Annotated in this window: 27 protein-coding genes and 2 tRNA genes; 14 read left to right on the forward strand and 15 right to left on the reverse strand. The window is 65.3% G+C overall.

What is annotated here, in order from left to right; translation table 11 throughout:
- The first annotated feature begins 44 nt into the window (after positions 1 to 44).
- The 6 genes from HZB53_11120 (at position 45) to HZB53_11145 (ending at position 4244) form a co-directional block, all read left to right on the forward strand.
- Positions 45 to 130 (forward strand) — tRNA-Leu (locus HZB53_11120).
- A gap of 126 nt (positions 131 to 256) precedes the next feature.
- The gene (locus HZB53_11125; GenBank protein ID MBI5878193.1) at positions 257 to 1300 is read left to right on the forward strand and encodes a hypothetical protein; all 1044 of its coding nucleotides are present in this window, start codon (positions 257 to 259) and stop codon (positions 1298 to 1300) included.
- Between the two features lie 3 nt (positions 1301 to 1303).
- Positions 1304 to 1711 carry a hypothetical protein gene (locus HZB53_11130; GenBank protein ID MBI5878194.1) on the forward strand — a complete coding sequence of 136 codons (408 nt, stop codon included), beginning with the start codon at positions 1304 to 1306 and terminating at the stop codon, positions 1709 to 1711.
- An 11-nt stretch (positions 1712 to 1722) separates the two neighbouring features.
- Entirely contained in the window at positions 1723 to 2505 is a 783-nt protein-coding gene (locus tag HZB53_11135; protein ID MBI5878195.1) for a hypothetical protein, read from the forward strand.
- Positions 2506 to 3157: 652 nt separating this feature from the next.
- A complete protein-coding gene (locus HZB53_11140) occupies positions 3158 to 3370 on the forward strand; it encodes a cold-shock protein (GenBank protein MBI5878196.1) in 213 nt (70 codons plus the stop codon).
- Between the two features lie 298 nt (positions 3371 to 3668).
- Positions 3669 to 4244, forward strand: coding sequence for a hypothetical protein (locus HZB53_11145; GenBank protein MBI5878197.1), 576 nt, complete (start codon positions 3669 to 3671; stop codon positions 4242 to 4244).
- Positions 4245 to 4345: 101 nt separating this feature from the next.
- On the opposite strand, the gene HZB53_11150 is transcribed toward HZB53_11145, so the two are convergent.
- Positions 4346 to 6025 carry a hypothetical protein gene (locus tag HZB53_11150; GenBank protein MBI5878198.1) on the reverse strand — a complete coding sequence of 560 codons (1680 nt, stop codon included), beginning with the start codon at positions 6023 to 6025 and terminating at the stop codon, positions 4346 to 4348.
- A 478-nt stretch (positions 6026 to 6503) separates the two neighbouring features.
- Between HZB53_11150 and HZB53_11155 the strand changes: the two genes are divergently transcribed.
- Complete coding sequence (locus HZB53_11155; protein MBI5878199.1) at positions 6504 to 6929, forward strand: VOC family protein; 426 nt, start codon at positions 6504 to 6506, stop codon at positions 6927 to 6929.
- Between the two features lie 57 nt (positions 6930 to 6986).
- Here the strand turns inward: HZB53_11155 and HZB53_11160 are convergent, their stop codons facing one another.
- Both HZB53_11160 and HZB53_11165 read right to left on the reverse strand, forming a co-directional pair.
- Entirely contained in the window at positions 6987 to 8264 is a 1278-nt protein-coding gene (locus HZB53_11160) for an ArgE/DapE family deacylase (protein MBI5878200.1), read from the reverse strand.
- 74 nt (positions 8265 to 8338) lie between these two features.
- Positions 8339 to 8413: transfer RNA gene (locus tag HZB53_11165), tRNA-Pro, on the reverse strand.
- 171 nt (positions 8414 to 8584) lie between these two features.
- On the opposite strand from HZB53_11165, the gene HZB53_11170 reads away from it, so the two are divergent.
- Both HZB53_11170 and HZB53_11175 read left to right on the forward strand, forming a co-directional pair.
- The gene (locus HZB53_11170) at positions 8585 to 8845 is read left to right on the forward strand and encodes a hypothetical protein (protein MBI5878201.1); all 261 of its coding nucleotides are present in this window, start codon (positions 8585 to 8587) and stop codon (positions 8843 to 8845) included.
- An 83-nt stretch (positions 8846 to 8928) separates the two neighbouring features.
- Positions 8929 to 9195, forward strand: coding sequence for a DUF2442 domain-containing protein (locus tag HZB53_11175; protein ID MBI5878202.1), 267 nt, complete (start codon positions 8929 to 8931; stop codon positions 9193 to 9195).
- Positions 9196 to 9197: 2 nt separating this feature from the next.
- Here HZB53_11175 and HZB53_11180 read toward each other — a convergent pair whose 3' ends face one another.
- The 5 genes from HZB53_11180 to HZB53_11200 all read right to left on the reverse strand — a co-directional run bounded on the left by HZB53_11180 (position 9198) and on the right by HZB53_11200 (position 13614).
- Complete coding sequence (locus HZB53_11180; GenBank protein ID MBI5878203.1) at positions 9198 to 10592, reverse strand: amidase; 1395 nt, start codon at positions 10590 to 10592, stop codon at positions 9198 to 9200.
- A 32-nt stretch (positions 10593 to 10624) separates the two neighbouring features.
- Complete coding sequence (locus HZB53_11185) at positions 10625 to 10963, reverse strand: DUF5615 family PIN-like protein (protein ID MBI5878204.1); 339 nt, start codon at positions 10961 to 10963, stop codon at positions 10625 to 10627.
- Complete coding sequence (locus HZB53_11190; GenBank protein MBI5878205.1) at positions 10960 to 11187, reverse strand: DUF433 domain-containing protein; 228 nt, start codon at positions 11185 to 11187, stop codon at positions 10960 to 10962. Before HZB53_11190 ends, HZB53_11185 begins: the two co-directional genes overlap by 4 nt.
- A gap of 112 nt (positions 11188 to 11299) precedes the next feature.
- Positions 11300 to 11899 carry an RNA 2',3'-cyclic phosphodiesterase gene (gene thpR, locus HZB53_11195; GenBank protein MBI5878206.1) on the reverse strand — a complete coding sequence of 200 codons (600 nt, stop codon included), beginning with the start codon at positions 11897 to 11899 and terminating at the stop codon, positions 11300 to 11302.
- Between the two features lie 8 nt (positions 11900 to 11907).
- Positions 11908 to 13614, reverse strand: a complete 1707-nt coding sequence (locus HZB53_11200; GenBank protein MBI5878207.1) for a thiamine pyrophosphate-binding protein — start codon at positions 13612 to 13614, stop codon at positions 11908 to 11910.
- Between the two features lie 325 nt (positions 13615 to 13939).
- Here HZB53_11200 and HZB53_11205 point away from each other — a divergent pair, with 325 nt between their 5' ends.
- From HZB53_11205 to HZB53_11215, 3 genes are all read left to right on the forward strand, one after another.
- The gene (locus HZB53_11205) at positions 13940 to 14227 is read left to right on the forward strand and encodes a GIY-YIG nuclease family protein (protein MBI5878208.1); all 288 of its coding nucleotides are present in this window, start codon (positions 13940 to 13942) and stop codon (positions 14225 to 14227) included.
- A gap of 408 nt (positions 14228 to 14635) precedes the next feature.
- Positions 14636 to 14977: a DUF393 domain-containing protein gene (locus HZB53_11210; GenBank protein MBI5878209.1), complete on the forward strand. Its 342-nt coding sequence runs from the start codon at positions 14636 to 14638 to the stop codon at positions 14975 to 14977.
- A 3-nt stretch (positions 14978 to 14980) separates the two neighbouring features.
- Positions 14981 to 16132, forward strand: coding sequence for an alanine racemase (locus HZB53_11215; protein MBI5878210.1), 1152 nt, complete (start codon positions 14981 to 14983; stop codon positions 16130 to 16132).
- Positions 16133 to 16505: 373 nt separating this feature from the next.
- On the opposite strand, the gene HZB53_11220 is transcribed toward HZB53_11215, so the two are convergent.
- The 7 genes from HZB53_11220 to nosZ all read right to left on the reverse strand — a co-directional run bounded on the left by HZB53_11220 (position 16506) and on the right by nosZ (position 23700).
- Positions 16506 to 16793 carry a DUF1573 domain-containing protein gene (locus HZB53_11220; protein ID MBI5878211.1) on the reverse strand — a complete coding sequence of 96 codons (288 nt, stop codon included), beginning with the start codon at positions 16791 to 16793 and terminating at the stop codon, positions 16506 to 16508.
- A gap of 163 nt (positions 16794 to 16956) precedes the next feature.
- Positions 16957 to 17418 carry a c-type cytochrome gene (locus tag HZB53_11225; protein MBI5878212.1) on the reverse strand — a complete coding sequence of 154 codons (462 nt, stop codon included), beginning with the start codon at positions 17416 to 17418 and terminating at the stop codon, positions 16957 to 16959.
- A gap of 32 nt (positions 17419 to 17450) precedes the next feature.
- Positions 17451 to 17915: a nitrous oxide reductase accessory protein NosL gene (locus tag HZB53_11230; protein ID MBI5878213.1), complete on the reverse strand. Its 465-nt coding sequence runs from the start codon at positions 17913 to 17915 to the stop codon at positions 17451 to 17453.
- Positions 17912 to 18739, reverse strand: a complete 828-nt coding sequence (locus HZB53_11235; protein ID MBI5878214.1) for an ABC transporter permease — start codon at positions 18737 to 18739, stop codon at positions 17912 to 17914. Before HZB53_11235 ends, HZB53_11230 begins: the two co-directional genes overlap by 4 nt.
- Positions 18730 to 21045 (reverse strand): nitrous oxide reductase family maturation protein NosD, encoded by a 2316-nt coding sequence (gene nosD / locus HZB53_11240; GenBank protein ID MBI5878215.1) that lies wholly within the window; start codon positions 21043 to 21045, stop codon positions 18730 to 18732. Before nosD ends, HZB53_11235 begins: the two co-directional genes overlap by 10 nt.
- A complete protein-coding gene (locus HZB53_11245) occupies positions 21042 to 21746 on the reverse strand; it encodes a cytochrome C (GenBank protein MBI5878216.1) in 705 nt (234 codons plus the stop codon). Before HZB53_11245 ends, nosD begins: the two co-directional genes overlap by 4 nt.
- Positions 21747 to 21885: 139 nt before the next feature.
- Positions 21886 to 23700, reverse strand: a complete 1815-nt coding sequence (gene nosZ / locus HZB53_11250; GenBank protein ID MBI5878217.1) for a Sec-dependent nitrous-oxide reductase — start codon at positions 23698 to 23700, stop codon at positions 21886 to 21888.
- Positions 23701 to 24630: 930 nt separating this feature from the next.
- Between nosZ and HZB53_11255 the strand changes: the two genes are divergently transcribed.
- Complete coding sequence (locus HZB53_11255) at positions 24631 to 25287, forward strand: Crp/Fnr family transcriptional regulator (protein ID MBI5878218.1); 657 nt, start codon at positions 24631 to 24633, stop codon at positions 25285 to 25287.
- Positions 25284 to 26372: a hypothetical protein gene (locus HZB53_11260; GenBank protein MBI5878219.1), complete on the forward strand. Its 1089-nt coding sequence runs from the start codon at positions 25284 to 25286 to the stop codon at positions 26370 to 26372. Before HZB53_11255 ends, HZB53_11260 begins: the two co-directional genes overlap by 4 nt.
- The last annotated feature ends 175 nt before the right edge of the window (positions 26373 to 26547 follow it).

A 26547-nucleotide genomic window follows, 5' to 3' on the forward strand; every position in this document is an offset into this window, starting at 1 on the left:
GGGGTATTTACTATCCTATACTGTCGCGGAAGCCGCTTAAGCTGGCCGGGATGGCGGAACTGGCAGACGCGCCGGACTCAAAATCCGGTGGGGTTAACCCCCCGTGTGGGTTCGATTCCCTCTCTCGGCACTTGCATGGCTGCCGGCGCGGCGTTCTGCGTGCCGGCGGCACCAAAGCATTATACCACCGTTGCGGTCGTTGCCGCAGTGTTGAGGCAGCGCAATCGCTCAGTAGTGCGCCTTCGGGATGGCATATATGGAAAACCGCCGCCTGATTGTTGTCGCGCTCGGCCTCTCCCTCTTCGCCGTGCTCGACGGGCTTGTGCTCGGCGTCCTCGCCGGGCTCCTCCTCCAGCCACCGCCCAGCAGTTCCCTGGTATACGACACCGATGAGTACGTAGCGCTTATTGCGCTTGCCTATCAAAACGACCTGAATCTCGATACTGCACAGGACCGGCTCGTCAGCCTGCAGTCCGATCCCGCGTCGCTGCCGCCGCTGCTGTCCGAGGTGGCGGCGCGCCGCGATCCGCAACAGGCGCGCGCCGTGCTGGCGCTGGCCTCCGCGTTCGAGCGCGATCAGGCGCCGCAGCCGCCAGTCTCCGCGCCGACGCCCGTGCCAACGTTCACACCGACCCCGGTCGTTGTGGCGGCCAATGCGCCGGTCGCGAACCCGCCGGCCGCCAATGTGCCGGCGCCGGCCAGCGTGCAGTCGGTTGCGACGGCGACGCGCGCCGCCACCGCAACGCGCCCGGCCGCGCCCACGCCGACCCGCACCGCGACGCGCCCGGCCGCGCCTACGCCGACCAAACGCCCGCCTACCGCCACTGCGACAAGCGCGCCGCCGGGCGTCGCCCCGGCGCCAGGCGCAACCAACACGCCGACCACACCACCACCGGCGAACGGCGTGGCCTACCGCATCAAGCTCGTGCGCCGATTGACGGCGTGCGAGAACGGCGGCAACCATCACCTGTTCATGCTCGTGGTCGATGCGCAGGGCAATGGCCTGCCCAACAAGCAAGTGGAAGTCATCTGGCCATCCGGCTTGACGATTGTGACGACCGGGCAGAAAGTCGAGACCCTCCCGTCGCTCGGCATCAACGCGCAGAACACGGCCGGCTACGTCAACTTCGGCATGTACCACGGCAGTTACCGCGCGCGCGTGCTCGACGGCGTCAGCGAGCAGACCGACTGGCTGACGGTGGATATTCCGGTGGACGAATACTGCCCCGCCACCGACAATCCGCAGGGCAACTCGCTGTATCACTACTCGTATCTCATCGTGTTCCAGAGGACGCGCTAGGCCATGAGCAACTATCTGCGGCCGATCGTCGGTTTGGTGGCGCTTGGCCTGTTCGTCGGCCTCGCGTTGGGGCTGGCGCTCGGTTATTTCGTCGTTCCGGTCAATTACATCAACGGCGATGTGGCGTACTTGCGCTCGCCGCAGAAGGACGACTGGGTGAACATGACGGCGGCCGCCTATGCGCTGGACGGCAACCTGGCCGACGCCATGCAGCGCGTCAACCGGCTGGATCGCGACCCGGCCACGGCCGCGAAGTACGTGGCCGATGCGGCGCAGCGCGCGATCGACCGGCAGGATGCACGCAACGCGCGCAACGTCGCCGCGCTGGCGAACGCGATCGGCGCCGGCACCGCCGGCCTCCGGCAGTATCTCCAGTCGACCGGCACGCCCGCGCCGACGGCGCGCCCGTAGTTGCGGCGGTTATGAGCAATCGCGTCGTCCTCGTCGCCGTCGCCACCGGCTTCAACCTGCTCTTCGAGTACTCGCTGCGCGGCCTGAACAGCCTCGAGCGCCAGCCGTTGCTGCCGTTCGCCCTCGTCGCGCTCTACGCCAGCTTGTTCGTCATGCAGGACGACCTGATTCGCCGCTGGCGGCTCGCAGACGTCCACCTCATCCTGCTTGCGTTCGTCTATGGCACCGTGTACCAGTGCCTCGTATCTGGCGCCGCGTTCACCGGGCCGACCGCATTCGGATTGAACTGGGGCATCCTGCTGTTCGTGAACGTCGTCTGGTGGGGCCTGCTTCAATCGGTGCTGGCGCTCTATCTGGCCAACCGGATCGAGTCGCGCGACTGGTCCGTGCGCCCGCTGCCGTGGTATGGCTGGGGACTGGCGCTGGCCGTCAATCTCGGCGTCATCGGGTTGTTTCAGCAGAGCGACCTGATCCCGGCCGGGCGCCCGGTCGGCTACCTGATGATGTGTGTCGTGGCCGGCGCCGCCGCATGGCTGTTGCAGCGTCTGCGGCCGTGGCCGCCGTTCGATCCGGCGCCGGAGTTCCAGCCGCGCTCGGTGCTCGACATGGTGTGCACGCTGTCGCTGCTGCTGTTCGCGTTCAGCGCCGTCTTTTTGCGCGGCGGCGAGGTCGTCGCGCGTGAGGCGTCCGTCGTGAACGTTCATGCCGAGATCGTCGTGGTCGCCTGGACGATCATCGCCGGCCTGTGTATCGTCGCTTCGCGACTGTTCGGCGGCCGGCCCGTGCCGGTCTGAAGCGGTTTCAGATTTATCGGATCATTCGTCCGCACGCCGCGCCCATGGTGAGGCGAATCTCTGACCGCGCGTCTGGACAGGTTAGAGACCTGTCTCTCCGTCTTGGACAATGTACGGCAGTGGGCATGCGGGACTCCGACTCATACCGGCTTGGACGCGCTGATCAGCAATTCTCATTTTGGAGTCTGTCCACCAAGTTGCCCCCTCTCATCCCCTGGCCCCTTCTCCCCCGCGCGCGGGGGAGAAGGGGAAAAGTGAATGGGGATTGGCGCGGCGGCGCAGCCGCCGCGCCAATCCCCATCGAATCGCTCCCCCTCCCAACGAAGTTGGGAGGGGGCCGGGGGGAGGGCAGCATTACTTGCTCGTCGTATCGGTTTGCGTGACAAGCACCTGAGCACCAGCGCTTGACAAGCCGCAATTGGAAAGTACCCGTACAAAGGCAAATTGAGAATTGCTGCGCGCTGATTCGCTGATTTGACTTCTTACAACTTGTGCGGTAGAATGTTTAGCTGTAGGACAAAGTTGATACCAGTCGGTAGACAGTAAAGAAGTGTCGCCCACGGTTTAACAGTGCCGCGGGCGATTTTTGTGTCGCAACATCGAATGGCGACAGCTTCAAAGTCCTAACATTTCTCTCAGAGGAGTTTCGACCATGTCGAACAATCGAGTTGTGGGCACCGTCAAGTGGTTCAATGCGGAAAAGGGCTATGGCTTCCTGTCGCAGCCCGGTGGCGAGGACGTTTTCGTGCATCATTCAGCGATCACGGCCGAGGGCTACCGCACATTGCAGGAAGGCCAGGCCGTCGAGTTCACGGTTGGCCGCGGCCCCAAGGGCCTGCAGGCGACCGACGTCGTCGCCAAGTAAGCCGCGCGAGCTTTGCTCGCACGCGAAAGCCGCTGATTTTCATCAGCGGCTTTTTTATTGACTGCCGATCATCGACCCGGATGCAGTGCGCTTTCGCTATGTACCCGAGGTTTCGACTGCGCCTCCAGGCCATGCCGCGCGCGATGGACGGAATGGATGTAAGATAGGCGTGCGCATCGGGTCGGGCACACTGGCCGTGCGCCCTACCATCTTACCGGCCCCGCGGGATGCTGCGCTGACAGGCGGGCCGATGCGCCTTGAGGGCTGCCCAATCGCTAAGCCGGCAAAAGGAGTCACGATGTTTATCTCCCGGCGTGTATTGTTCATTAGCCTGTTGGCCTTTGCGGCCACTTTGATAGCCGCCATCTTCACCGCGACCACCATGCCGGCCCGCGCTGCACCGCCCGGCGCACCGCAGGCGGCGGCGTTGAGCCACTTCAGCATGTCGGCCTGGGCGTTCAGGCCGATCACCAGCAGCACGACCTACGGCGTCTCCGCTTCGGATTGCATGTATGCAACCAGCAAGAGCGGCCCCGCGATCTTTTTGGCCGAACTGCCATTGCCGGAGGCCAGTATCATCAAATCGGTGAGTTTCCGTTACCGGAACCCCGGCCTGCCTGTGAGTTATGTCACGCTCTTCGCGAACACAGGGGGCATCGAGAGTTCAAAGACCCAGGCCGCTGCCGCGGCGGGCACGGCCATAGGCGTCGCCACCAGTCCGGAAATCACAGTCACGGTTGACTTGTCCGACACCTTCTACTTTCTGTCGTGGTATCCCAACGACGCGAGCGAGTCTGTCCAGCTATGCAGTGTTCAGGTGAACTACCTCAAATCGCCGGTGTTTGGCGCGTTCTTACCGAGTGTCATGCGCTGACGCGCGATGGTGAGGCAAGGCGCGCGCGCAACGCAGCACGCCCCCGCCGCGCAGGTGAGAAGCGGGGGCGTCGCGCGCAGGCGAAGCCAGATCGTTGCGTTTCAGCGTGACTCCCACTTTACGGCGTCAAACACAACGTGCTTGGTCAGCCGCGCTTCGTACGTCACATCCGACAGCGACACATAGTCCGTGCTCGTGCCGCGGAAGTTGTACGTGCCTAGCGACGCCCAGCGGTAGGCCGCGCCGTTCTGGTTGATGTTGCGCAGGGTGAAGCCGCCCGCATGTGACACCCAGTAGCGGGCGTTCGCCGTCAGGTTGGAGGCATCGGGCAGGTGCACGAAGACCTCATAGCGCCCGGCCGCCAGGTTCGGGTACCAGCGCGCCCAATTGTAGCCGGTGCGGATGCGATCGTTGTTCCACGTCCACGACAGGTGCCCGCCGAAGCCGCGATACTCGATCCGCCAGCCGGACGCTGCACCGCCCGTCGAGAAGCCCGGACCGCCGTCGTCCACGATGACCGCCGCGCCCGGCAGCGGTTCGTCCGCGCGGCTCCACGACAGGTGGGCGACCGCCGCGCCGCCGTTCTCGTAGTACTCCATCTTGACCGGCACGTTGCCGCCCGGCAGGTAGATCTCGCTGCCATAAGCCGTCACTGACTGGTCGCGCCACTGGTCGATCAGCAGGTGGTTGTTGACCCATAGACGCACGCCATCGTCGACCGCCACCCAGAAGTTGTAGGTCCCGGCTGCGAGGTCCAGGCTGCGCGTCCAGCGCGCCGAGAAGCGGTCGCTGTTGATCGTGCCGGCGGCCGGTGAGCCGGCGCCCCAGTTGAAGAACACGGCTGCGTCGTCGCGCACCAGCGCCGGTTCGCCCGACAGCGTCGTGTTGTTGAAGTACTCGCCGCGCCAGTTCGTGAGCGCCGTTACCGGCGCCCACGACAGGCCGGCGAACGCGCCGCCAGCATGCTCGTAATACTCCAGCTTGACCGGTATGCTGCCCTCCGGCACGGTGAAGTCAATCGTGTGCGTGTGGACACCCTGGTCATACCAATCGTCAAACAGCAGGTGGTTGTTCACCCACAGCCGCATGCCGTCATCCAGTTCCATCGTGAAGCGGTAGGTGCCCGCCGCAAACTCCACGTTGCGCACCCAGCGCGCCGAGAAGTGATCGGCGTTGACCAGGCCCGGCGCCGGCGATGAATCGCCCCAGTGGAAGTCGATCGCCGGCTCATCGCGGTACAGCACCGGCGTGCCGGTCAGATCGACATCGTTGAAGTATTCGCCGTCCCAGTGCGCCACCGGCGCGGTCAGATCGGGCGACCACGACAGTTTCGCCACGGCGCGGTCGGCGTTCTCATAGTATTCCACGACGAACAGGTGATGGCCGGCCGTCAGCGTCTGATTGAACGTGTAGGTCGTCGGCGGCTGGTCGTGCCAGGCGTCGAAGACCTTGACGCCGTCGATGAAGAAGCGCATGCCGTCGTCGGCTACCGCCGTGAAGGCATAGACGCCGGCCGGCATATCCACATAGCGGCTCCAGCGCGCCGAGAAGGCGTTGTCGTCAATGCCCGGCCCCGGCGAACCGGCGCCCCAGTCGTGGTCGATCGCCGTCTCTGACACGCTCAGTGCCGGGTCGCCGCTCATGTACTTGTTGTTCCAGTACTGTGCCTGCCAGTACGGGTCGGAGTGCATCGGCTGCGGCCCCTGTGCCTGCGCGGTCGCGCCCAGCATGTTCAACATCAGCGCGCCGAACACGGCCAGGAGCGCGATTCGGCTTTTCATGCGGCCTCCTTGACTAGCCGCTAGTTGCTAGCTGCTAGTCGCTAGTAGGGCAGACTGCCCCTTTTACATTTTAGGCCAAAGGCTCCCCCGGCGCATCAGCCATTTGGCGGGTATAACACTGGCCGGGCGGCCAGGTCAGTAATTCTCATTTTGGAGTCGGCTGCCAATATGCCCCCTCAGCCCCTGCCCCTTCTCCCCCGCGCGCGCGGGGGAGAAGGGGAAAAGCTAACGGGGAGGTGCGCGGCGGCTGCGCCGCCGCGCACCTCCCCTAAGAATCTCGCCCCCTCCCAACGAAGTTGGGAGGGGGTCGGGGGGAGGGTAGCGCCACTTTTTCGGCGGGCCAGCTTGCGCGACAAGCGCCTGAGAGCCAGCGCATCGCAAGCGGCATTGGAAAGTACCCGTACAAAGCCAAATTGAGAATTGCTGCGGCCAGATATCGCATTTGGCGGGGCGGCGCAGCGCGAGTATGCTGGCTGGCATGAAACCACGCATCTCCCTGGTCACGCTGGGCGTTGCAGATCTGTCGCGCGCCTTGCGCTTCTATCGTGACGGATTGGGCTGGCCGACGACCGCCGCCGACGGCGACGATGTCGCGTTTTTCAACCTGAGCGGCGTCGTGCTCTCGCTGTACCCGCGCGAGAAACTGGCCGAGGACGCGACGGTCGCGGCGGCGGGCAGCGGCTTCGCGGGCATCACGTTGGCGCACAATGTCGCGAGCGATGCGGAAGTGGACGAGGTGCTGCGCACGGTGGCCGCGCTCGGCGCGACGATCATTAAACCGGCGCAGAAGGTGTTCTGGGGCGGCTACTCCGGCTACTTCGCGGACCCGGACGGGCACCTGTGGGAGGTGGCGCACAACCCGTTCTGGACGGTGGACGCCGACGGCAATCCGAGGCCCGGCTGAAAAAGAAAGACCCGCAAGCGCGCTGCTTGCGGGTCTGTTGTTTTTCGCGGGCGGGCGTTACTCGGCCGTGCCGCACCAGCGCATAAGGTAGAGCGCGATCACGCGCGCCGCCTCGCGGATACTGGGGATGTTCACGCGCTCCTCACCGGCATGACCGTTCTCGCCCCATGTGCCGTAGCTCGTGCTGGGGATCTTGAGATTATTGATGAAGAAACGCTGGTCGGTCGTGGCCGTGTTGGCGCGCCAGACGAGCGGCGTGTTATTGACATCGGTGTGGCATTGCTCCAGCACCTGCCAGGCGGCCGCGCCCGGGTCGGAGACCGACGGGTCGGCCCGGAAGCCGAAGAACTCGACGACCGGCGGGTTCTCCTTCAGCCAGGGATCTGACTGCGCGGCGGACGCGACGGCGGCTCGCACCTGCGCGTGCGTCTCGGCGACGGTGACGCCGGGCAGCAACGCCAGGCGGCACTCCATCGTGCAGGCCGATGGCACGGTGGACGGCCAGTCGCCACCCTGGATCACGCCGATATTGAGGTTGATCGGGTGCGGGTGGTTGCGGTAGAGCGGGTGGTTGGCCTCGGCGTTCAGTTCCGCTTCCAGCTTGCGCAGGCCGGCAATGACCGGCGTCATCTTCTCGATCGCGTTGATCGCACTCTCGGCGGCGAGCACATGGCTGGCGCGCCCGCGCGTGCGCACGCGGAACCAGATCACGCCGATGGTGGCGTGGTCGGCCGTCATGCGCGTCGGCTCGGTGACGAGCGCGGCGTCGGCGGTCAGGCCGCGCAGGGCGCAGGCGAGAGAGCCGTTGCCGGTGCACTCTTCCTCGATGACGCTCTCGATCGTCACGGCGCCGCGCAATCCGGCGCCGGAGGCGCGCGCCGCCTCGACCGCCAGCAGCATCGCCGCAATACCGGACTTCATGTCGTTGGCGCCGCGCCCGTACATCCACTCGCCTTCGATCTGCGCGCCGTACGGGTCGTGCGTCCAGTTGGCGAGCGGCTCCGGGCTGACCACGTCGATGTGCCCGTTGAGGATCAGGCTATGCCCGCCGGATGCAGCCGCCGGCCAGACGGCGGTCACGTTCGGGCGGTCTTTGTATGAGAGATCGAGCGGGCCGAAGGAGGGGTGCTGTTTCAGCGCGTCGAGATCCAAGTCCCACATCTCGGCGGGCAGGCCGATCGACTGCAGGCGGCGGTAGACCACGTCCTGCACGCCGCGCTCGCGGCCGAGCACGCTCGGCTGCTGCACCAGTGCACGCAAGAAATCGATGGTGTCATCAAAGCGTGCATCCACGATCGAGACGACTTTGCGTTCGAGGCTGTTGGTCACGTTCATATGGAGGTCTCCTGAAGCGGTAGAAATAGAAAAAGGAGGACAGTCACAATGAACCGTCCTCCCTGTTGCCTGAGTCGGGGCGAGTGGATTTGAACCACCGACCTCATCGTCCCGAACGATGCGCGCTAGCCGAACTGCGCTACGCCCCGGCAGGTAAATATTATAGCGCAGGACAAGGTGAAGCGCAAAAATCCCATTGAGGCGATGGCTGATATTTGGCGTTATAGCGCTAAACAGGGCGTTTTGATAGCTACAGCACGACGCTCATAATAGGGGCGCATGCACGGGCAATGATGCTACTCAAAGAATCGGAAGGCAAAATGGGTGAGATCATGTTCGGCGACAACAAGGACCTGTACGGCGTAGTAGAGAAGAGCGATGGCCGGATCGAAATTCGCGTCTATCACGAAAATGGAGACATAAGGCAGATTATCGCTGCGAACTTAGCCAATCCAAGCCATTTCGAATCGTGGGCAAGTTTCCGCGACAGTAACCCGCGTGCAAAGTACCACCTGGCTTCAATTGTCAAAAGATGGCGAAGCCACTTCCGAAACAACAAAGTGGATTTTGTGATGCGGTAGACACGGTTCAACGATGCGGCCATTGCGCGCGCCGGATTGCCGTTGTTGCCAGTTCTGCCACTGGACTGACTGAGAGAGGGCTTATGATTGTTCATGTGACGAGTGTCCGCGTGGCCGGGCCGCATTCGCTCGAGCTTGTTTTCGACAACGGCGTGCGAAAACGCGTCAATCTGCGCCGGGAACTCTACGGTCCGGTGTTTGAGCCGTTGCGCGATCCGGCGCAGTTCGCGCGCGCCTATCTTGATCGTGATTCGGGAACGGTCGCATGGCATACGGGCGCGGATTTCGCGCCGGACTTCCTGCTCCAGATGGAAGAAGAGCAGTCCCCCGCAGAATCCGCGCCCGTATAGCTCTACGCCGCTTCCGGCGGGTGCTTCGTATGCCAGTCCGTCTCGCGCTGGTAAAGCATCGCCAGGCGAAGGGCTTTCTGCTCTTCGAAGCGGTTGGTCGTGAACGACAGTGCGACCGGCAACCCGCGCCCGCCGAAACCCATCGGCACGGTGATCTGCGGCACGCCGCACAGCGCGCCGAGCATGCTGTAGCCGCCGCGCTTGCGGAACGCCGTCTGCAGGTTCGTGTCGAGGCTCGGCGACTCGATGACCAGCATCGGCGAGACGAACGCGTCGTATTCCTCGAACATGCGCAGCACGGCCTGTGTCGCCGCCACCTGCTGCTGCTGGGCGCGAACGTATTCGGTGGCCGGCTTGGTCAGGTTGCGGCGCAGGCCCGCTTTCTGCCCGGCGTCCACCAGCGTGTCGAGCACGTTGCTGCGGATCAACTCCTCATGCGCCGCCGCCATTTCGACGTCGATCAGGAAACGGGCGATATCGTTGTACGGGTAGTCCGGCAGATCGGTGCGCACCAGCTTCGCGCCGGCCTTGCGCAGCACCGTGAGCGCGTCGTTGTATGCCTGCTCCAGCTCCGGCTCGCCGCTGAAATCGGCGGGCAGGACCGCGAGGCGGTAAGCGCGGCGCGGTTCGCGCGGCTTGAACGTGAAGCCGTCGCGCTCGGTGGTCGCGTCGAGCCGATCGCGCCCGGCGATCGCTTGCAGTATATGGCCGCAGTCCTCGGCGCTGCGCGCCATCGGCCCGACCTTGTCCATGCGCCAGGCGAGTTCCATCGCGCCGTAGCGGCTGACCAGCCCCCAGGTCGGCCGCAGGCCGGTGATGCCGCAGTAGGCCGACGGCGTGGTGATGCTGCCCCACGTCTCCGAGCCGAGCGCGAACGGCACGAGCCCGGCCGCGACGGCGCTGCCGGAGCCGGACGACGAGCCGCCCGCCCAGTGATTGAGGTTCCACGGGTTCAGGCCGGGACCGGTCGCCGAGGCGTTGGCGTACTCGTAGCCGCCGCCGCCCGCCAGTTCGACCATGCCCAGCTTGCCGATCAGCACCGCGCCCGCCTCGCGCAGCTTCACGATCGTCGTGGCGTCATAGTCGAAGACCTGGTCCTTATAGCCGGGGATGCCCCAGCGGGTCGGGATGCCTTTGGTCGCCAGCAGGTCCTTGGCGCCGAACGGCACGCCGGTCAGCAGCGACGGCGCGTCACCACTCTTCAGCAGGCGGTCGGCTTTGCGCGCCTGCGCCAGCGCCAGGCCGGGCGTCAACTCCGCCAGCGCGTTGTACTTCGGCCCCAGCGAGCCGAGGCGGTCGAGGAACAGTTTGGTCAGTTCAACCGACGAGACCTGCTTGCGCCGCAGCAGGTGGCTCAACTCGGTCGCCGTGGCAAAGAAAATGTCTTGATTGGTCATGATACTGTCCTTGTTTGTATTCGAGTGATACGTCACGGATCAGTGATTTCGACGACCGTCTCGCCGCTCTCCAACAACGCCAATGCACGCGGGAGCATATCCAGCAGGATTGTTTGCAGGCGCGCATTGGAGGTGTTGCCACAGGTGATCCAGATCACCTGCGGCGGCGCGCCATGGCGATTCACCAAATCCACGAAATCGCGATCCTTTGTCATCACAATGGCCGAAGCGGATCGAGCTGCAAAAAAGATGTCGCGATCATAGGCGTCGCGCAACCCAAGCGCCCGCACGCCTTCTGCAGTGATACCCATCTGGTGCGCCAACCATGCCGCCAACGCAGGCGACAATTGCGCATCAACCCAGATTTTCATGCCGCAACGAGCACCGGATGATCCACGCGGCTCGACGCAAACCTGATCGCGGCCAGCACGTCGGCCATCTCGAGGTCGGGCAGTTCCTGCAGCACTTGTTCAGCGCTGAGGCCGGCGCCCAGCAAGTCCAGCACGTCGCTTACCCGGATGCGCATGCCGCGAATGCAAGGGCGGCCTCCGCATTGCTCAGGATTCACGGTGATTCGGTCAGCCAGGTAATGCATGTAGCCTGCTCCTTGCGCTCCGCAACATGGTCGTCAAGCGTTGAACGGTCGGTACTTCGGCTTTCATTCTATCGCAAGCGGCCGAATTGCCGCAAAGCCTACGGTGGGTGCTCTATGCAGACGGCTTCGCGCCTCTGGGTTGCGCCAAATCAAGCGTCTCCAGCGCCGTGTACTGCGCGCCGCCGGGCAACAACTGGCTTTGCATGAGGTGGATCGCTGTCACGCGCTGGCTCTGCGGCGCCGGCGGCGGCTGGCGCATGAACCACTCGCCGAGCGCGCGGCGGTCGCCCGGCGAGGCGTCGCGCGGCACCCGCGCCAGCGTCAGGTGCGGCTTGAACGCGCCGTGATCCGGCTCGAAGCCAAGCGGGGCCAACTGCATGGCGACCGCCTGCTGCAAGCGCGCCAGCGATCCACCCGGCTCAGCCACACCGACCCAGAGCACGTTCGGCCGCGTAGAACCTGGAAAACAGCCGAGACCCGTCAACGCCATATCAAACGGCGTGATGCTGACGGCAGCCGCCCGCAGCGCCGCTGAAACGGCTGCCACGTCGCCGCGCTCGATCTCGCCAAGGAACTGAAGCGTCAGGTGCTGACTCGCAGGCGGTACCCACTTCAGGCGCATGGGCGGGGCCGCTCTCTGCATCGCCGCGAGGCACGCGGCCAGCGCGTCTTTCACACCCGCATCGAGTTCGATCGCCACAAACGTGCGCATCGCGGCCGCTAGCCCGCCTGCGCCCGGCGCTGTTCCGCGACCTGCCAGCCGATCACCGGCGGCGTCTCCAGGATCTGGTCCGCGCTTACCACGTCGATGAACGCCGGCGTCGACGCGCTCAACCCTTCCTGCAACGCCGGCTCGAAGTCGCGCGGGTCTTCCACGCGGATGCCGAGCCAGCCGAAGCCGCGCGCAATCGCCGCGCAGTCCTGGCGCAGGAAATCGACGCCGAAGAAGCGGTCGCCGTGATGCAGGTGCTGCAACTCTTTGATCCAGCCGAAGGCGCCGTTGTTGAACTGGATAACGACGATCTTGCGGTTCATGCGCGCGATCGTTTCCAACTCGCCGACCGAGAAACCGAACGAGCCGTCGCCGGTCAGGCAGACGATCGTCTGGTCGGGCCGCGCATACGACGCGCCGAGCGAGGCCGGCAGCGCATAGCCCAGCCCGCCGTGCGCGCGCGGGATCACCGTGCGGCGGCCGGCCTGCGCCAGCGGGTACTGCGCGGCGACGAACGGCGTTGCGGTGCCGGGGTCGGCCACGATCACGGCGTCGGCCGGCAGGTTGCGCAGCAGTTCGCGCATGATGCGGTGCGGACGCACTGGGCGCGCATCCGAAGCCTGCTTCGCCGCCTCGCCAGACCAATAGGCCGCCGTCGCGCGCGCAATCCGCTCGCGCACAGCCGCCCGCGAAGTTGAATCGCAGCCGCGCAGCGCGTCGATCAGGTCGCGCAGCGCCATTTGCGCGTCACCCTGCAGGCCGGCGGTCACCGGCAGATTGTTGCCGATCTCGCCGCCGTCCACGTCGATCTGGATGATCGCGCCACGGTAGTCCCTGGGCGGTACCGTCCAGTCGTTGCTCGTCACGTAGTTGACGCGCGTGCCCGCGAACAGGATCAGGTCGCTCTCACGGATGAAGTCGTGCGTGAACGCGCGGCCGCCGTTCGCGCCGGCGACGCCGATCGCGAGCGGGTGCGTTTCCGCAATCGAACCTTTGCCGTTGATCGAGGTCGCGACCGGCATATTGAGCAGTTCAGCCAGCGCCTGCACTTCGGCGTAGGCGTGCGCGGCGTGGATGCCGCCGCCGCAGATCATGACCGGGCGCGCCGCAGACGCCAGTTTCTCGGCGGCACGCGCCACCATGGCCGAATCGGGGCGTGTGCGGTACGACGGATAATGCGCGCAGGCTGGATCAGCGTAAATGTCGGCGACCTCGACGGGCTTGTCGAGGATGTCTTTGGGGAACGAGAGATGCACTGCGCCACAGCGCCCGGTCGTCATCAGGCGGAAGGCGCGCCGCAGCATGTGCGGGATCAGGCCGGCGCGCTTGACCGCCGCGCTCCACTTGGTGACCGGCCGGAACAGCGCCTCCTGGTCGAGCGCCGTCAGCGCGCCCTGGTGCTCCATGCTGAGCGCGTTGTCGCTGGTGATGACGAGCAACGGCACCGACGAGTGGTGCGCCTCGGCGACGCCGGGCAGAATGTACGTTGCGCCGCCGCCCGACGGCCCTTCGCAGACGCCCGGCTTGTCGGACAGGCGCGCGTACGCGTCGGCCATGAACGCCGCGGAGCGCTCGTCGCGCGTCATCACGTGGCGGATCTGAGACTGGTCGCGCAGCGCGTCGTAGAAGGCAACGCCGGTGTCGCCCGGCAGTCCAAAGATGGTGTCCACGCCATGCGCCTGCAGCATGGCGACGAGGATTTCGGCTCCGGTCATGGATGCGTCTCCTGGTTGCGTGGTCGCGCGGCGTGATGCTACAATCAGCACGCTGGCAAAGGCGATTGTAGCACATCGGCGGCAAAACGTCATGGCGCGGGACACTGCTTTGACGTCATTGCGAGGAGGCGGTTTCTGCCGACGAAGCAATCTGATTGCAGATCGGGATGGAGAGATTGCTTCGTCGCATACGGTGCTCCTCGCAATGACGGACTGCGGGCGCGCCACACTATCGCGTCATTGCGAGGCGGCGCCAGCCGCCGAAGCAATCTCCCATCACGCTGTGAAGAGAGGCGCCAACATAGCCTCGATCTAGGACCGAAGTATGCCCAGGCAGTTCTACGTGTACATTATGACCAACCAGGCCAACACAACGCTCCATGCCGGTGTCACTAACAACCTGGCCCGCCGCGTCGGAGAGCATCGTCACGGACAAGGCAGCGCCTTTACACGGAAGTACCGCACGCACAAATTGGTGTACTATGAATCATTCGATGACGCACGAAGCGCCATCGCGCGGGAGAAACAAATCAAAGGCGGTTCACGGCAGAAGAAGCTCGACCTGATCGCCGAGGCGAACGCAACCTGGCGCGATCTGGCGGACGACTTGTAGGAGTGACGCCTGCACCAACCCGTCATTGCGAGAATTCCATCCCGCCGCGCAGGATGCGTGAGTGCAGAAACTGATGCGCCGCATTTCCAAGCCGTCATTCCGGCGAAGGCCGGAATCCAGGCAGGCGTACCACGGGCCAGCATGCGCGCCAGATGCTGGCGTGGATGCCGGCTAACTACATGCCGGCATGACAACCTCGCGTGTCGAAGTTTCTGAGCAGGCGGCGGAGCCGCCGAAGCAATCTCGATGCGGCGCGGGGCCAGAGATTGCTTCGCCGCCTGCGGCGGCTCGCAATGACAATTGAAGAACCATGCGCCTATGACCAACAATCACAAACTGTTTGCCGGACACACGCTGCTCGTAATCATCGACGGCTGGTGAGGGTTCTGAACGCGCCAGGCCGATTGGGTGCGCGCCCATGACGCGGCCCGCCGTGTGCGGGTGCTCCCCAGCCAGCATCGCGAGCTGCGTGAGGCGATCGGGCTGTCCAAAGCCGAGGCCGACCGCGCGGTCTGGGCGATTGAGCCGGGCGGCGCACGGTACGCGGGCGCGGCGGCCGTCGCGCGCATCCTGCGCGAACTGCCCGGCTATGCGTGGCTGGCGCGGCTGGTTGACCTGCCGCTGGCCGCGCAATTGGCGGAGGTGGCATACCGCCTTGTGGCGTGTAACCGGCATATCCTTGCGCGCTTATATAGCACGACGCCGGAGTGCGAGCGACCCGGCTGTGATTGTCACCCGGAAGGAGAGTAGCCGTTGAATAACGAAGCCGATACGCAGCCGAGCGCGTGGGCCGAGGTCAGCCTCGCGAACATCGCGTACAACGTACAGGTGCTAAAGAGCACGCTCAAACCTGGCACGCAGTTGATGGCGGTCGTCAAGGCGAACGCCTACGGGCATGGCACAGTGCCCGTGGCGCGCGCCGCACTTGACGCCGGGGCGACCTGGCTGGCCGTTGCGCGTGTGAGCGAGGGCGTCGAACTGCGCGCCGCCGGGCTGGATGCGCCAGTGCTGCTGCTCGGCCCGATCGCGCCCGCCGAAGCGACGGCAGCCGTAAACGCGCAACTCGTGGTGAGCATCACTTCCCTGAGGTTTGCGCAGGCGCTGGCCGACGCAGCACAGGCCGCCGGCACGACTGCATCCGTGCATCTGAAGATCGATACCGGCATGTCGCGCTTCGGCGTGCCGCTCGACGACGCCATCGGCGCCGCGCAGGCATTGACGCGCATGGATGGACTGCGGCTGGACGGCGTCTTCATGCACTTCGCCACCGCCGACGAGGCCGACCCGTCGTTCGCGCAACTGCAAATCGCGCGCTTCGAGGGCGCGCTGAATGATATCCGGCGCGCGGGCATCGCCGTGCCACTGGTGCACGCGGCCAACAGTGCCGGCATTCTGGCCGCCACGAGCTACCACTTCGACCTGGTGCGCGCAGGCATCGCGCTGTACGGCATCTGCCCGAACAGCGCGTTTACGCAGTGCGCCGATCTGCGGACGGCGCTGAGCCTCAAGAGCCGCGTGGCCTACGTGCGCGCCATTCACCGCGGCACAAGCGTCGGCTACGGACGCACGTTTGTCGCCCCGCGCGACATGCACGTTGCGCTCGTTAGCATCGGCTACGCCGACGGCGTGCGGCGCGCACTGTCCAACAAGGGCGAGGTGCTGGTGCGCGGACACCGGGCACGCATCCTTGGCCGCGTCAGCATGGACCAGATCGTCGTCGATGCCGATGCGTGCGAAGCGCAGGAGGGCGACGAGGTGGTGCTGATCGGCCGGCAGGGCGACGCGGAGTTGAGCGCGGAGGAGGTCGCCGGCTGGGCCGGGACCGTGTCGTACGAGATCCTGACCGGAATCGGCGCGCGGGTGCCGCGCGTGTATTTATCCGCGAATAACGCGAATTCCCGCTAATCGGATTGGGTGCCGCACATTCGCGGATCGACGTTTCTTTGCGCGAACAGGACAGCGCCTTCTCCCGATCGACAGGCGAGCCGCGAATCGCGCAGAGCGTTCTTTGATTGAATTCGTCTTGGCAGGCAAACGACAGCGCGCAGACCAATTCGGTCTGCGCGCTATTTTTACTGCTTCGTGGCTACTGCGTGCCGGGCGGCACCCAGTTCGACGCGATGTAGAGCTTTTTGTCCCGCTGCTGCGGGTCGTTCGTCTTCAGCGTCAACTCGAACAGATGCGGGCCGTCCATGCCCTCGTGCATCGTGAACTCAGTGGACAGGGTCGTGCTTTGGCCGGGCTTGAGTGTCGTCGTACCGACGACCGCAAGCGGCGGTCAACAACCCTGCAAGATCTTAATCGGCGCGGACGAATCCAGCACGAGCGTGCCGTCGCCGGTGTTCTGTACCTTGAACTCGGCGCGCACCATCTTGTTGAATGGCACCTTGCCGAAGTCGATCCGCTCGCGATCGACCGATAACTGCGGCGTGCCGCCACCGCCGCCCGAACCGCTGTTCAGCACGACCAACCCGACCGCCAGCAGCGCGAGCATAACGGCGCCGCCGATCAGCGCCGGCGCCAGCAGCGATGGCCTGCCGTTCTGGCGCGCAACGTTCTTGCTCATCTGCCCCTCGCCTCCATATACGTGATTACTGCTGCCATTCTATTTCGCGGGCGCAGGCCGATAAGAGGCGAGTGCCCCGTTCTGCGCGTGACGATTGACCGGCGCAGGCGCAGGCAGCGGGCGCCGCATGTGCACAGCCCCGCTCGTGTGCCCTGCGTCCCGTTTATTTCGCTGCGCGCTGCAGGCTGCGCACGTACGCGACCACGTCCGCCAGGTCCTGGTCGCTCAACGCCGGGTTGCCGCCCTTGGCCGGCATGTCGACTTTGGTCGTGTTCGCCGGGTCGCTCGCCGGGCGGCCCTTGGTCACGAACAGCACGAAGTCGGCATCCGAGATGCCCTTCAAGTAGGGGCTTACCACGAGGTTCTTGCCCAGCCCGACCTTGCCTTTGGCGTCGTCGCCGTGGCAGGCGTTGCATGTGCCGTGGAAGATCTTGTTTCCCTTGTCCGCTTCGCCCTTCAGGCTGGCGTACTTCTGGGCGCCGGCCGACACTTTGACCGCACCCCCGCCGCTCGACGCGACGGGCATGCCGCCGGTGGAGGCGGGCGGCAACGGCGAGCCGCAGGCGGTCAGCGCCAGCAGGGCCGCAGTGATCAGGCTCACGATCAGCGCAAACTGCTTCTTCATTGACTTGCTCCTCTTGATGGATGTGGTATTGGCTAACCGCCGTGCCCTGTGACGTGCACGTAGGCGCGCAATTCGTCCCAGCTCATAATCTGCGCCTTCAGGCTCGCTGCGTACGATTCGGCCGCCTGCTGATCGCCGAACGCGGCGATGCCTTTGCCCATCGGCGCGCGGATGTCCGGGCTCTGCACAAAGCGCGCTTTTTCGGCCCGGATCCAGTTTTGCGTGCCGTAATCATGCACGAAATAGGCCTGAACCTGCAAATTGGGCCGATCCATGTGAAAGACCAGCATTTCGTCGATGCAGTCGAATTTGTGCGCCTTGCCGCCGAGCTCCACCGTGGCGGCCGCGAAGCGCGCCTCGTCGATCAGCATGCTGCAACTTTCGCACAGGTCGCGGCCGTACGCGATCGACGGCGGCGCCGGCTGCCCGTCGCCGGACGCGCACGCGGACAGCGGCGCGCACAGTAATAACGCGCAGAGCATCAGCGCGCGCTTCATACGTCGCTCCGCCGGTTGAACAGCAGATAGGCCGCGCCGAACGACAGCCCGATCCAGAGCGCCAGCAGACCGGCCAGCACGAACGGCAGGCTCGCGCCGAACGCATAGGCGGCGTACTGGCCGGCCGCGCCAAACGTGTCGAGCGTCGCGCGCAGGCTGTAGACCGCTTCCAGCTTGAAGATCTGCAGCGGGTTCAGCACCAGCATCCACATCAACATCTCGGGCGCGGGTCGCAGCGCCAGCGTTGCCGCGATCAGCCCCATGTCGGCGAAGAAGACCAGCCCCAGCCATGCGATCAGCGCCGCGCCGAGCGCGGTCGCCGCCTTGCGGGTCAAAGCACTGATGATGAAGCCGAAGCCGAGCGAAACGAGCGCCAGCAGCAGCGTGCAGCCCGCGAGCGCCAGGTAGGCCGACGCGTCGCCGCCGCCGCTCAGCGCCATGCCGAAACCCGCCACGCCGAAGCCCAACCCCAGCGCAACGAACACGGCCAGCGCCGCGCCGAGCGCCTTGCCCAGGAATACCTCGGGACGGCCCACCGGCTGCGCCAGCAGATAGCCGAGCGTGCCGCGCTCGCGGTCGGCGGCGATGGCATGCGCGCCCACGCTCAAGCCGATCAGCGGCACGAACAAGAGAATCGCGTTGATCAGGCTGGCAGCCGTGCGCCCGAAGCCGCCCAGCCCGCCATAGCCCGATGCGGCCATGCCTGCCTGCGAGAGCGCGAATGCCAGCGCAGCGAACGCCACGGCGTAGAACGCCAGCCAGCGGTTGCGCAGCGCTTCGCGCATCTCGCGTTGTGCGAGGATCCAGACAATGTTTAGCTCCATGCGCGCCCCCGCTCCACCTCAAAGTTTGCCACATGCACGCCGCACGCAGCCAGCGTCTCGAACGGCCGCATCTTCTCCCCGGCCGGCACGCTGCACACGATCGTGCCGCGCCCGTTCAGGTGCGCGGCCAATCCGGCGGCCTGCAGGGCCGCGAGCGCCTCGGCGCGCTGCGCCTCGCCCACCCAGAGCGTCACCTCGACCTCCGGCATCCAGCGCGCCCGCAACTCTTCGGGGGTGACGATCTCCGCCAGCACGCCCTGATCAAGCACCAGCACGCGGTCAGCCAGCCCTTCCACTTCTTCGAAGCGATGCGACGTGAACACGATCGTCTTGCCCTCGGCGCGCAACTCGGCCAGCAGCGCCAGGTAATCGGCGCGCGCCTGCTTGTCGAGGTTGGAGGTCGGCTCGTCCAGCAACAGCAACGGCGGGTCGGCCAGCAGGGCCACGGCGAGCGCCAGCCGCTGCTTGAGGCCGCCGGACAGCGCGCTGACCGGCTTGGCGGCATGCTCGCGCAGACCCATGCGATCCAGCAGCGCACCGATGCGCCTGGCCGTTGCGACGCGCTTCAGCCGTGCGTAGAACTCCAGCGTCTGCTGCACACTCCAATCGTTGAACGCCGCTTCCTGCGGCACATAACCAAGCGCGCGCCGAGCCTGCTTGCCTGCGCGCTTCACATCGCGGCCGGCGACCGTAATCGCGCCGTCGAAATCGATCAGGCCGAGGATCGCCTTGATCAGCGTCGTCTTGCCAGCGCCGTTCGCGCCCCACAACGCCAGAGCCTCGCCGGTCCGCACATCGAAGGAGACACCTTCCAGCACGCGCACCGCGCCGTAGCGCTTGCCAACGGCGCGCGCGGCGACCTGGATCGCGGCGGCCGCGTTCGCATCGGATGATGCCGCATACGCTTGCATCGTGGTCGCCCCGGAGGCTGCGCGCCAGCGCGGCAAAGCCAGAACGCCCGTCAGGATACCGAGACTCATAAGCAATGCTCCAGCGGCGGCCGTGGCCGCCGGGTTAGTGGCCGTCGCGATGGCGTCCGGCGGGATGGCGGCGGGCAGCGCGCGCGGCCGCGCATCCACGAGCTTGGGCTCCGGGCGCACAATCGGGAACGTGGTAGCGGCCATTTCCAGCGCCTGCACGGTCGGGCTGTAGAGCAGCGCGCGCAACATCGGCTCGCGATCCATCAACCCGTCGAATAAGCGATCCGAATGATACGGCGCCTCGCCGAGCCCGTCGCCGTTCACGTCGAGACCGCCGTAATCGCTCCAGTAGTTGCCGTCCCACAGGTTCGCCGCCAGCCGACCGCCGCCCTGCACGCCGACCTGCTCGATGTTCTCCCAGAAGGTGTTGCCTTCGAACAGGTTGCCTTTCACGGCCGGCAGCAGAATGGCGCCGATGTCGTTGAACGCCACGATGTTGCCACGGAAGCGGCTGGGCGACTGCGGGGTGAACGGTGTGCCGTCGAGGAAGAAACCGGCGCGGTTGTCCACCAGCACGTTGTCGAGCACGGCGAGGCCGTCGGCGTCTTTGAAGCCGAGCGCGTAGCCGCTCGGGCCGCGCTGGCCGCGCAGCAGGTTCGCCTGCAGCACCAGATCCTTCGAATACATCGCGAAGATGCCGATCGAGTTGCCAATAACACGGTTGCGCTCGACATGCGCATTGTTGGAATACATCAGGTGCACGCCATAGCGGCCGCGCTCGATCAGGTTGTCGCGCACGATGATGTCGGAGGCGTACCACAACACGACATCGCGCGCGTCGTGGATGTGATTACGCTCAATCAGCCCGCGCGGGCTGTACCAGACGCGCACCGCGTCGCCCTTACGGCCGGTGTCATACTGCGCCTTGCTCGAGATCTCGTTGCCGCGCACGACGGCGTCGGCCGCTTTGGAGAGGAATACGCCGAACAGTACGTCATCAAGCCGGTTGCCCTCGATCGTGACACCGTCCGCCGTCACCGTGATGCCCGAGTCGTCGCGGTCTGGCTCGACGCCGCTGCCGCGCACGACGAAGCCGCGCAGCATCGCGCCATCCGCAGCCAGCTTGACCACGGTATCGCGCCCGCCGCCATCGATCACCGGCCAGTCGATGCCCAGCAGTTCAACGCGGCGCTCGACAACAACCGGCCCGGCATACGTGCCGCCGCGTACTTCGATCGTGTCGCCGTCGCGCGCATCGGCCAGCGCGGCCTGAATCGCCGTATACGGCCCCTGCGCCGAGACGACCAGCCGCGCCTGCGCGTGCGCGGTCTGCGCACCAGCCACGAGTAACGCGATCAGCAGCAGCGCGGCGGCCAGGCGTCTCATCCGTTCGCTGTCCCCGGCTCAGTCGCCACTGCAACGGCCTGCGCCTTGGCGCGCAAGCGCGCCTCGACGATCGGTTTGTACGCGGCGCGGTGGGTGTACAGCCCGACCAGTACCAGCGCCGACGCCAGGAACGCGAGCAGCAGGCCGAGCTGCGGCTCGGCGAGCGAGGCGAATTGCCCGATCTTGCCCTCGCCGATCAGCGGCGGCGTGAACGGCTTGATCGCGCCGCCCAGCGCCGACTTCGGGTCGATGCTGTGCCCGTAGTTGTAAAGTATCAGGAAGAGATCGGCCAGGAAGCCGAGCGGAAAGCCGATGGCCGGCAGCGCCAGCAAGGCCGCCCACTGGTTGTGCACGAACATGGTGGCCAGCAGCAACAGGCCGAGCGAGACCACGGCCAGCAGCGAAATCGAGCGCTCGAACTGGCCGCCATCGTTCAGCGGGGGCATGCCGAGGTAATGGTTCAGCCCGTCGATCTCGGTGACGTCGCCCTGGATATGGTTGATATACACGTCGACCTTCAGCCCCTTGGGGTACTGCGGCGCTTTGAGGGTCATGCGCCAGTAGGGCACGACGGCCGAGACCATCAGCAGTACCGCGGCGGCCATCAGCCACGCGCTGGGAATCAGGAACGTCAACAGCGGGCGGGTGCTGCCGTCGGGCAGCAGCACCTTGACATCGGGGTCGATCTGAATAGCCTTCATGGACACGCTTCCTTTCTGACTAGGCGGCGGGCAAGCGGCAGGGGGCGGTAGCTCGCTGCCGGCTGACCGTCGCAGGATCGCCGGGCAGACCGCGCGGGTCTTCAACACCCGCGCGGTCTGCCTGCGCGACGTTAAACGGTTACGGCTTCACCAGGAAGTAGCCCAACATCTCCAGATGCAGCGCGGAGCAGAACTCCGTGCAGTAATACGAATACGTGCCGGCCATGGTCGCGTCGAACTCGATCGTCTCGGTCTTGCCCGGCTCCAGGCTCAAGTTGATATTGTAACCCGAGAGGGCAAACCCGTGTGTTGCATCGCGCGTGCGCTCCAGGTTCGTCAGGTGCCAGACCACATGGTCGCCCTTGTTAACCTCGATCGACTCCGGCGAGTAGTGCGAGCGGATGACGGACATCCAGACTTCGACGTTCTTGCCGTTGCGTGTTACCTTGGCGTCCTTCTGGTCGGTGATGCCGTTCGGGTCCTTAGACATCGTTTCCGCGTTCCAGCCGACTTCCGGATACACCTCGAACGGCTTGAGCCGCTCGGCCTTGATGATCTGCGCGTAATGCGGCTCGGCCATGCCGATCGGCATGTCGTACAGCACCTTCATCGTGTCGCCCGGCTTGCCGATATCCACCAGTTGGAAGTTCTGCGGAAGCAGCGGCCCGACGTTGGCGAAGCGGTCGATACTCCACTTGTTCAGCGCAACCACGTAGTTGCCGCCCGGGGTTGCCGTGTCGCCCTCAACCGCCGTGATGTGGCCGATATTGTAGTTGACCGGCAGCTTCTGGATCAGTTGCCAGCCCTTCTCCGGGTGCTTCTTCTCGTAGGGGCCGCCGAGCGTCCAGCGCGCCACGGCCGAGTCGAGGAACAGCGAGGTGTAGGCATAGCCCTTGTCGTCATAGACGGTGTGCAGCGGGCCCAGGCCAAGCTCGACCTGCGCCTCCATCACCTTGTCCAGCGGGATCACCGGCACGCCGTAGGCGTCCTTGTTAAACCCGCCGCCCTTGATCGCCGCCTGAATCTTGTCGAACGAATAGATCGTCACATGCGGATCCAGCTTGCCGCCGACGACGATGAACTCGCCGCCCGGCGTCACGTCGGAACCGTGCGGGCTCTTCGGCTCGGGCGTGAAGTACAGGATGTTCTCGCTGATCGCCGTCTGCAGGTCGATCACGGCGATGCCGTTGAGCTTCTTGGTCTTGCCGGCCTTGAAGACCTCTTCGGCCTTCTTCCAGTTCATGATGTGCAGGTAGTCGGTGTCGTTCTTGGTCGTGCCGGCTTCAAACGGCGGCAGGCCCTTCTCGACGCCGCCGGTCGCCATTTCGGTGTTGAACGAGTTGCAGAACGCCCAGCCGTCGCTGGGGCCCTTGCCCGCGTCGCACAGATCCTGGAAATACGGCGGCAGTTCGATCTGGAACGACTGGTTGATGTCGATGCGGCCCTTCTGGCGGTCGAACTTCCAGTAGGTGATGAAGCCGCGGTACTTGTCCTTGTACTGGTCGAGCGGCGCGTACTCGTAGTTGAGCGGCGCGGCATACTGCGGACCCTCGACGACGTACTCCGTGTTGGGCGTCACGAAGGAGCCGCCGTGGTCGTTGATCGCGTTCGGCGTCTTGAGGATCTGCTTGGTGGCGAAGTCGCGCAGGTCGATCACGGCGATGCGCGCGTTGGCCTTGTCGTTGATGAACGCGTACTGGCCGTCATACGAGCCGTTGGTCTCCGAGATGTTCGGATGGTGCGTGTCGGCCCACAGCACCGGGTTGCCGTTGACGTTGCCGCCCTTCAGGATCTCGTTGCCGGAGCCGCCAAAGCCCCAACCCTGCCATGGCTCGGGGGTGAACACGCCGATGACTTTCAGGATACGCATTGACGGCACGGCAATCACCAGCACTTGCCCGGACTGCCCGCCGGATGCAATCATGATGTACGGGTCGGTCTTGCCCGACGGCATGTACGTCTTGAGCGCGGCGTACACGTCGTCGTTGGTCAGGCCGCGCTCCTTCGCGAGGGCGGCCGCGTCGCCGGCCAGCCCGGTCGCCACGGAACCGGTCCCGCCGGCCGGCGACGGGCCCGTTTCACAGGCGTTCAGCAGCAGCAGTATGGCGGCCACCAGCACCAGCACGGCGACGACCCGCCGGCGGGTGATGGCCCTTCGATATGACAGCGGTGCCAATTCAGCCTCCTTGAGTGATGGAATCGGTATCTTGAAACAAACTGGCTAACTCCGTTTCAAGATATCCCATCCGGAGGTGTTTGGCTGTGACAAAAGTCACCTGCGACGATGTGACTTTTCTCATAGGCCAGGCGGCCTGAAAAACCTATAATCGGCGCAAGTTGACTGGCCGGATCGGCTGCGGACTGCCCGGCATAATGCGCAATGTCCGGCCCGCCGATGCCGGGAACACGCAAGGCGCGCAATCCACTCATCGTGTGCGGAACGATCAGGAGGACCTATGGCGAGAAGCGCGGGCACAAACGCATCGTGTGCATCCCCGGCGCCCAAGGCGGCGCCGGACAGCCTGCTGGAGATTGTGTTCGTGGAAGATCTGCGGCGGCCGCCCAAACGCGCGCCGCGCCCGGCCAAAGCGCGCAAATCGAACCCGAAGCGGCTGGCGGCCGGAAAAAAACAACTCGCCCGACCCCGCAAAGCAGGGTCGGGCGAGAGAGGGAGGGGGAAGAAGGCTATTCGCTAACTACGGTGGGAGTATCCCACAGACCCATGGCATCTTCACGGGACAATTGTCCCGAAACGAACATGTCATTTGTCACGTTGTCCTTTGCGCCACGCCCTCGCTTTGCGGTACAATAGCCTGTATAGGGAAAAGTGACTATGGGCGCCAACCACCAATCGACAGGCGCAGGGCACAAAGGCGCAACGTCTTTGTCGTTGCGCATCAAAATTCTGCGTGAACAGCCGTATTTCTCCGTCTTGCCCGACGCCGATCTGGAGTATTTGGCCGAGCAACTGATCGAACGGCGTTTCGCCAAGGGCGAGAACGTATTCCTTGAAGGCGACCCGTGCGACGGGTTGTATATCGTCTGCGAAGGGCAGGTGCGCATCTTCAAGCTTTCAGCGGATGGCCGCGAGCAGGTGCTGACCTACTGCGCCGGCCGGCAGTCGTTCAATGAGGTCGCGGTGTTCGACGGCGGCCCCAACCCGGCGCACGTTATCGCGGCGGCGCCGTCCATCATCTGGACTGTGCCACGCGAGTTGATCTTTGACATGCTACGCACCCGGCCGACGATGGCGAACGCCATTATTCAGAACTTCGCGCACCGCCTGCGGCACCTGGTCGGCCTGGTCGAGGACCTCTCACTGCGCCACGTCACGGCGCGGCTCGCCAAGTTGCTGGTCGAGGCGGCCTCCGGCGAACTGGACGTGCATGCCATGACGCAGCAGGAACTGGCCGCGCGGCTCGGCACCGTGCGCGAGATGGTGGCGCGCTCGCTGAAACTCATGGAAACGCGCGGGCTGATTCGCCTGGAGCGCGGCCGCATCGTAATCCTCGATCGGCAGACGCTCGAGAAGATGGTATGATCCCGGCCCTGGCGCGCGCACGCCTGCTGGTTGGCCTGGCGCTCTTTGCACTGCTGGCCGGCCTGTGGGCCGCGCTAACGCGCATCGGCTGGGAGTGGCCGTCCTTCGATACGCTGGTTGCCGCGCATGGCCCGCTGATGATAGCTGGCTTCTTCGGCACGCTCGTCAACCTGGAGCGCGCGGTGGCGCTGGACCGCCCGTGGGCCTACGCGCCGTCCGCGCTCTCCGCGCTCGGTGCGCTGGCCACGCTGACCGGTTTCTTCCCGGCGGGACCGGCGCTCATCACGCTCGGCAGCCTCGCGGCGGTCGGCGTCCATCTGTGGATGCTGCGCCGCCACACGGCCATGCACACAGGCGCGATGGTGTGCGCTGTCATCGCATGGGCGGGCGGCAACCTGGTCTGGCTCTCCGGCGCCGCCATCTTTCACGCCGCCATCTGGTGGATGGCCTTCCTCGTATTGACGATCGCAGGCGAAAGACTGGAACTGGGGCGCGTGCTGCGACCGTCGCGCCGGCGTCGCGCGCTCTTCGTTGCCGGGCCGCTGGTGCTCCTCGCCGGCCTCGGCGTGACGCTGGCTGACTTCGACGCCGGCATTCGCCTGGCGGGCGTTGGCCTGCTGGCGCTCGCGCTCTGGCTGTTTACGAACGACGTCGCGCGGCGCACCGTGCGCGGGAGCGGCCTCACACGCTACATCGCCATCTGCCTGCTGTTAGGCTACGGCTGGCTGGCGATCGGGGGCGTGCTGGCGATCGGCTTCGGCGGCGTGCTGGCCGGACTGCTGTACGACGCCGAACTGCACGCCGTCCTGCTCGGCTTCGTCTTCAGCATGATCTTCGCGCACATGCCGATTATCCTGCCGGCGGTCATGCACCTCAGCGTGCCGTACCGTTCGACGTACTACCTGCACGTCGGACTGCTGCACGCATCGCTCGCGCTGCGGATCGCGGGCGACCTGCTCGTCAGCGTGCCGGCGCGGCAGTGGGGCGGCTTGCTGAACGTCGTGGCGATCCTGCTCTTCCTCGGCGCGACCGGCCGGCAGGTCTACCTCGCCAACTTCCGGCGCCCCACGACCACGGCACAATAGAACGGCCCCGCAAACGCGGGCCCCTTCTTGCTTCTGTATGGACCGGAGACATGGTTTACACTCGTTCGGGGACATAGGTTACATGGCCAGTGGTGCTGTGCGTGCGTAGATTGAGGCTGCCCAGCGCATGCTGGCAGAAATACACGTGCCACTCGTCCTCCGCCAGCAGACGCAG

It is taken from the genome of Chloroflexota bacterium (assembly GCA_016235055.1).
In the GTDB taxonomy this organism is placed as follows: domain Bacteria; phylum Chloroflexota; class Anaerolineae; order JACRMK01; family JACRMK01; genus JACRMK01.

Coding starts and splice junctions, on each gene's coding strand:
- HZB53_11170 (MBI5878201.1), top strand. CDS start 8,585: ATGGGTGAGATCATGTTCGGCGACAACAAGGACCTGTACGGCGTAGTA.
- HZB53_11150 (MBI5878198.1), bottom strand. CDS start 6,025: ATGAAAAGCCGAATCGCGCTCCTGGCCGTGTTCGGCGCGCTGATGTTG.
- HZB53_11175 (MBI5878202.1), top strand. CDS start 8,929: ATGATTGTTCATGTGACGAGTGTCCGCGTGGCCGGGCCGCATTCGCTC.
- HZB53_11235 (MBI5878214.1), bottom strand. CDS start 18,739: ATGGAGCTAAACATTGTCTGGATCCTCGCACAACGCGAGATGCGCGAA.
- nosD (MBI5878215.1), bottom strand. CDS start 21,045: ATGAGACGCCTGGCCGCCGCGCTGCTGCTGATCGCGTTACTCGTGGCT.
- HZB53_11145 (MBI5878197.1), top strand. CDS start 3,669: ATGTTTATCTCCCGGCGTGTATTGTTCATTAGCCTGTTGGCCTTTGCG.
- HZB53_11135 (MBI5878195.1), top strand. CDS start 1,723: ATGAGCAATCGCGTCGTCCTCGTCGCCGTCGCCACCGGCTTCAACCTG.
- HZB53_11185 (MBI5878204.1), bottom strand. CDS start 10,963: ATGAAAATCTGGGTTGATGCGCAATTGTCGCCTGCGTTGGCGGCATGG.
- HZB53_11245 (MBI5878216.1), bottom strand. CDS start 21,746: ATGAAGGCTATTCAGATCGACCCCGATGTCAAGGTGCTGCTGCCCGAC.
- HZB53_11155 (MBI5878199.1), top strand. CDS start 6,504: ATGAAACCACGCATCTCCCTGGTCACGCTGGGCGTTGCAGATCTGTCG.
- HZB53_11200 (MBI5878207.1), bottom strand. CDS start 13,614: ATGACCGGAGCCGAAATCCTCGTCGCCATGCTGCAGGCGCATGGCGTG.
- HZB53_11190 (MBI5878205.1), bottom strand. CDS start 11,187: ATGCATTACCTGGCTGACCGAATCACCGTGAATCCTGAGCAATGCGGA.
- HZB53_11125 (MBI5878193.1), top strand. CDS start 257: ATGGAAAACCGCCGCCTGATTGTTGTCGCGCTCGGCCTCTCCCTCTTC.
- nosZ (MBI5878217.1), bottom strand. CDS start 23,700: ATGCCGTCGGGCAAGACCGACCCGTACATCATGATTGCATCCGGCGGG.
- thpR (MBI5878206.1), bottom strand. CDS start 11,899: ATGCGCACGTTTGTGGCGATCGAACTCGATGCGGGTGTGAAAGACGCG.
- HZB53_11220 (MBI5878211.1), bottom strand. CDS start 16,793: ATGAGCAAGAACGTTGCGCGCCAGAACGGCAGGCCATCGCTGCTGGCG.
- HZB53_11160 (MBI5878200.1), bottom strand. CDS start 8,264: ATGAACGTGACCAACAGCCTCGAACGCAAAGTCGTCTCGATCGTGGAT.
- HZB53_11180 (MBI5878203.1), bottom strand. CDS start 10,592: ATGACCAATCAAGACATTTTCTTTGCCACGGCGACCGAGTTGAGCCAC.
- HZB53_11225 (MBI5878212.1), bottom strand. CDS start 17,418: ATGAAGAAGCAGTTTGCGCTGATCGTGAGCCTGATCACTGCGGCCCTG.
- HZB53_11260 (MBI5878219.1), top strand. CDS start 25,284: ATGATCCCGGCCCTGGCGCGCGCACGCCTGCTGGTTGGCCTGGCGCTC.
- HZB53_11205 (MBI5878208.1), top strand. CDS start 13,940: ATGCCCAGGCAGTTCTACGTGTACATTATGACCAACCAGGCCAACACA.
- HZB53_11140 (MBI5878196.1), top strand. CDS start 3,158: ATGTCGAACAATCGAGTTGTGGGCACCGTCAAGTGGTTCAATGCGGAA.
- HZB53_11230 (MBI5878213.1), bottom strand. CDS start 17,915: ATGAAGCGCGCGCTGATGCTCTGCGCGTTATTACTGTGCGCGCCGCTG.
- HZB53_11130 (MBI5878194.1), top strand. CDS start 1,304: ATGAGCAACTATCTGCGGCCGATCGTCGGTTTGGTGGCGCTTGGCCTG.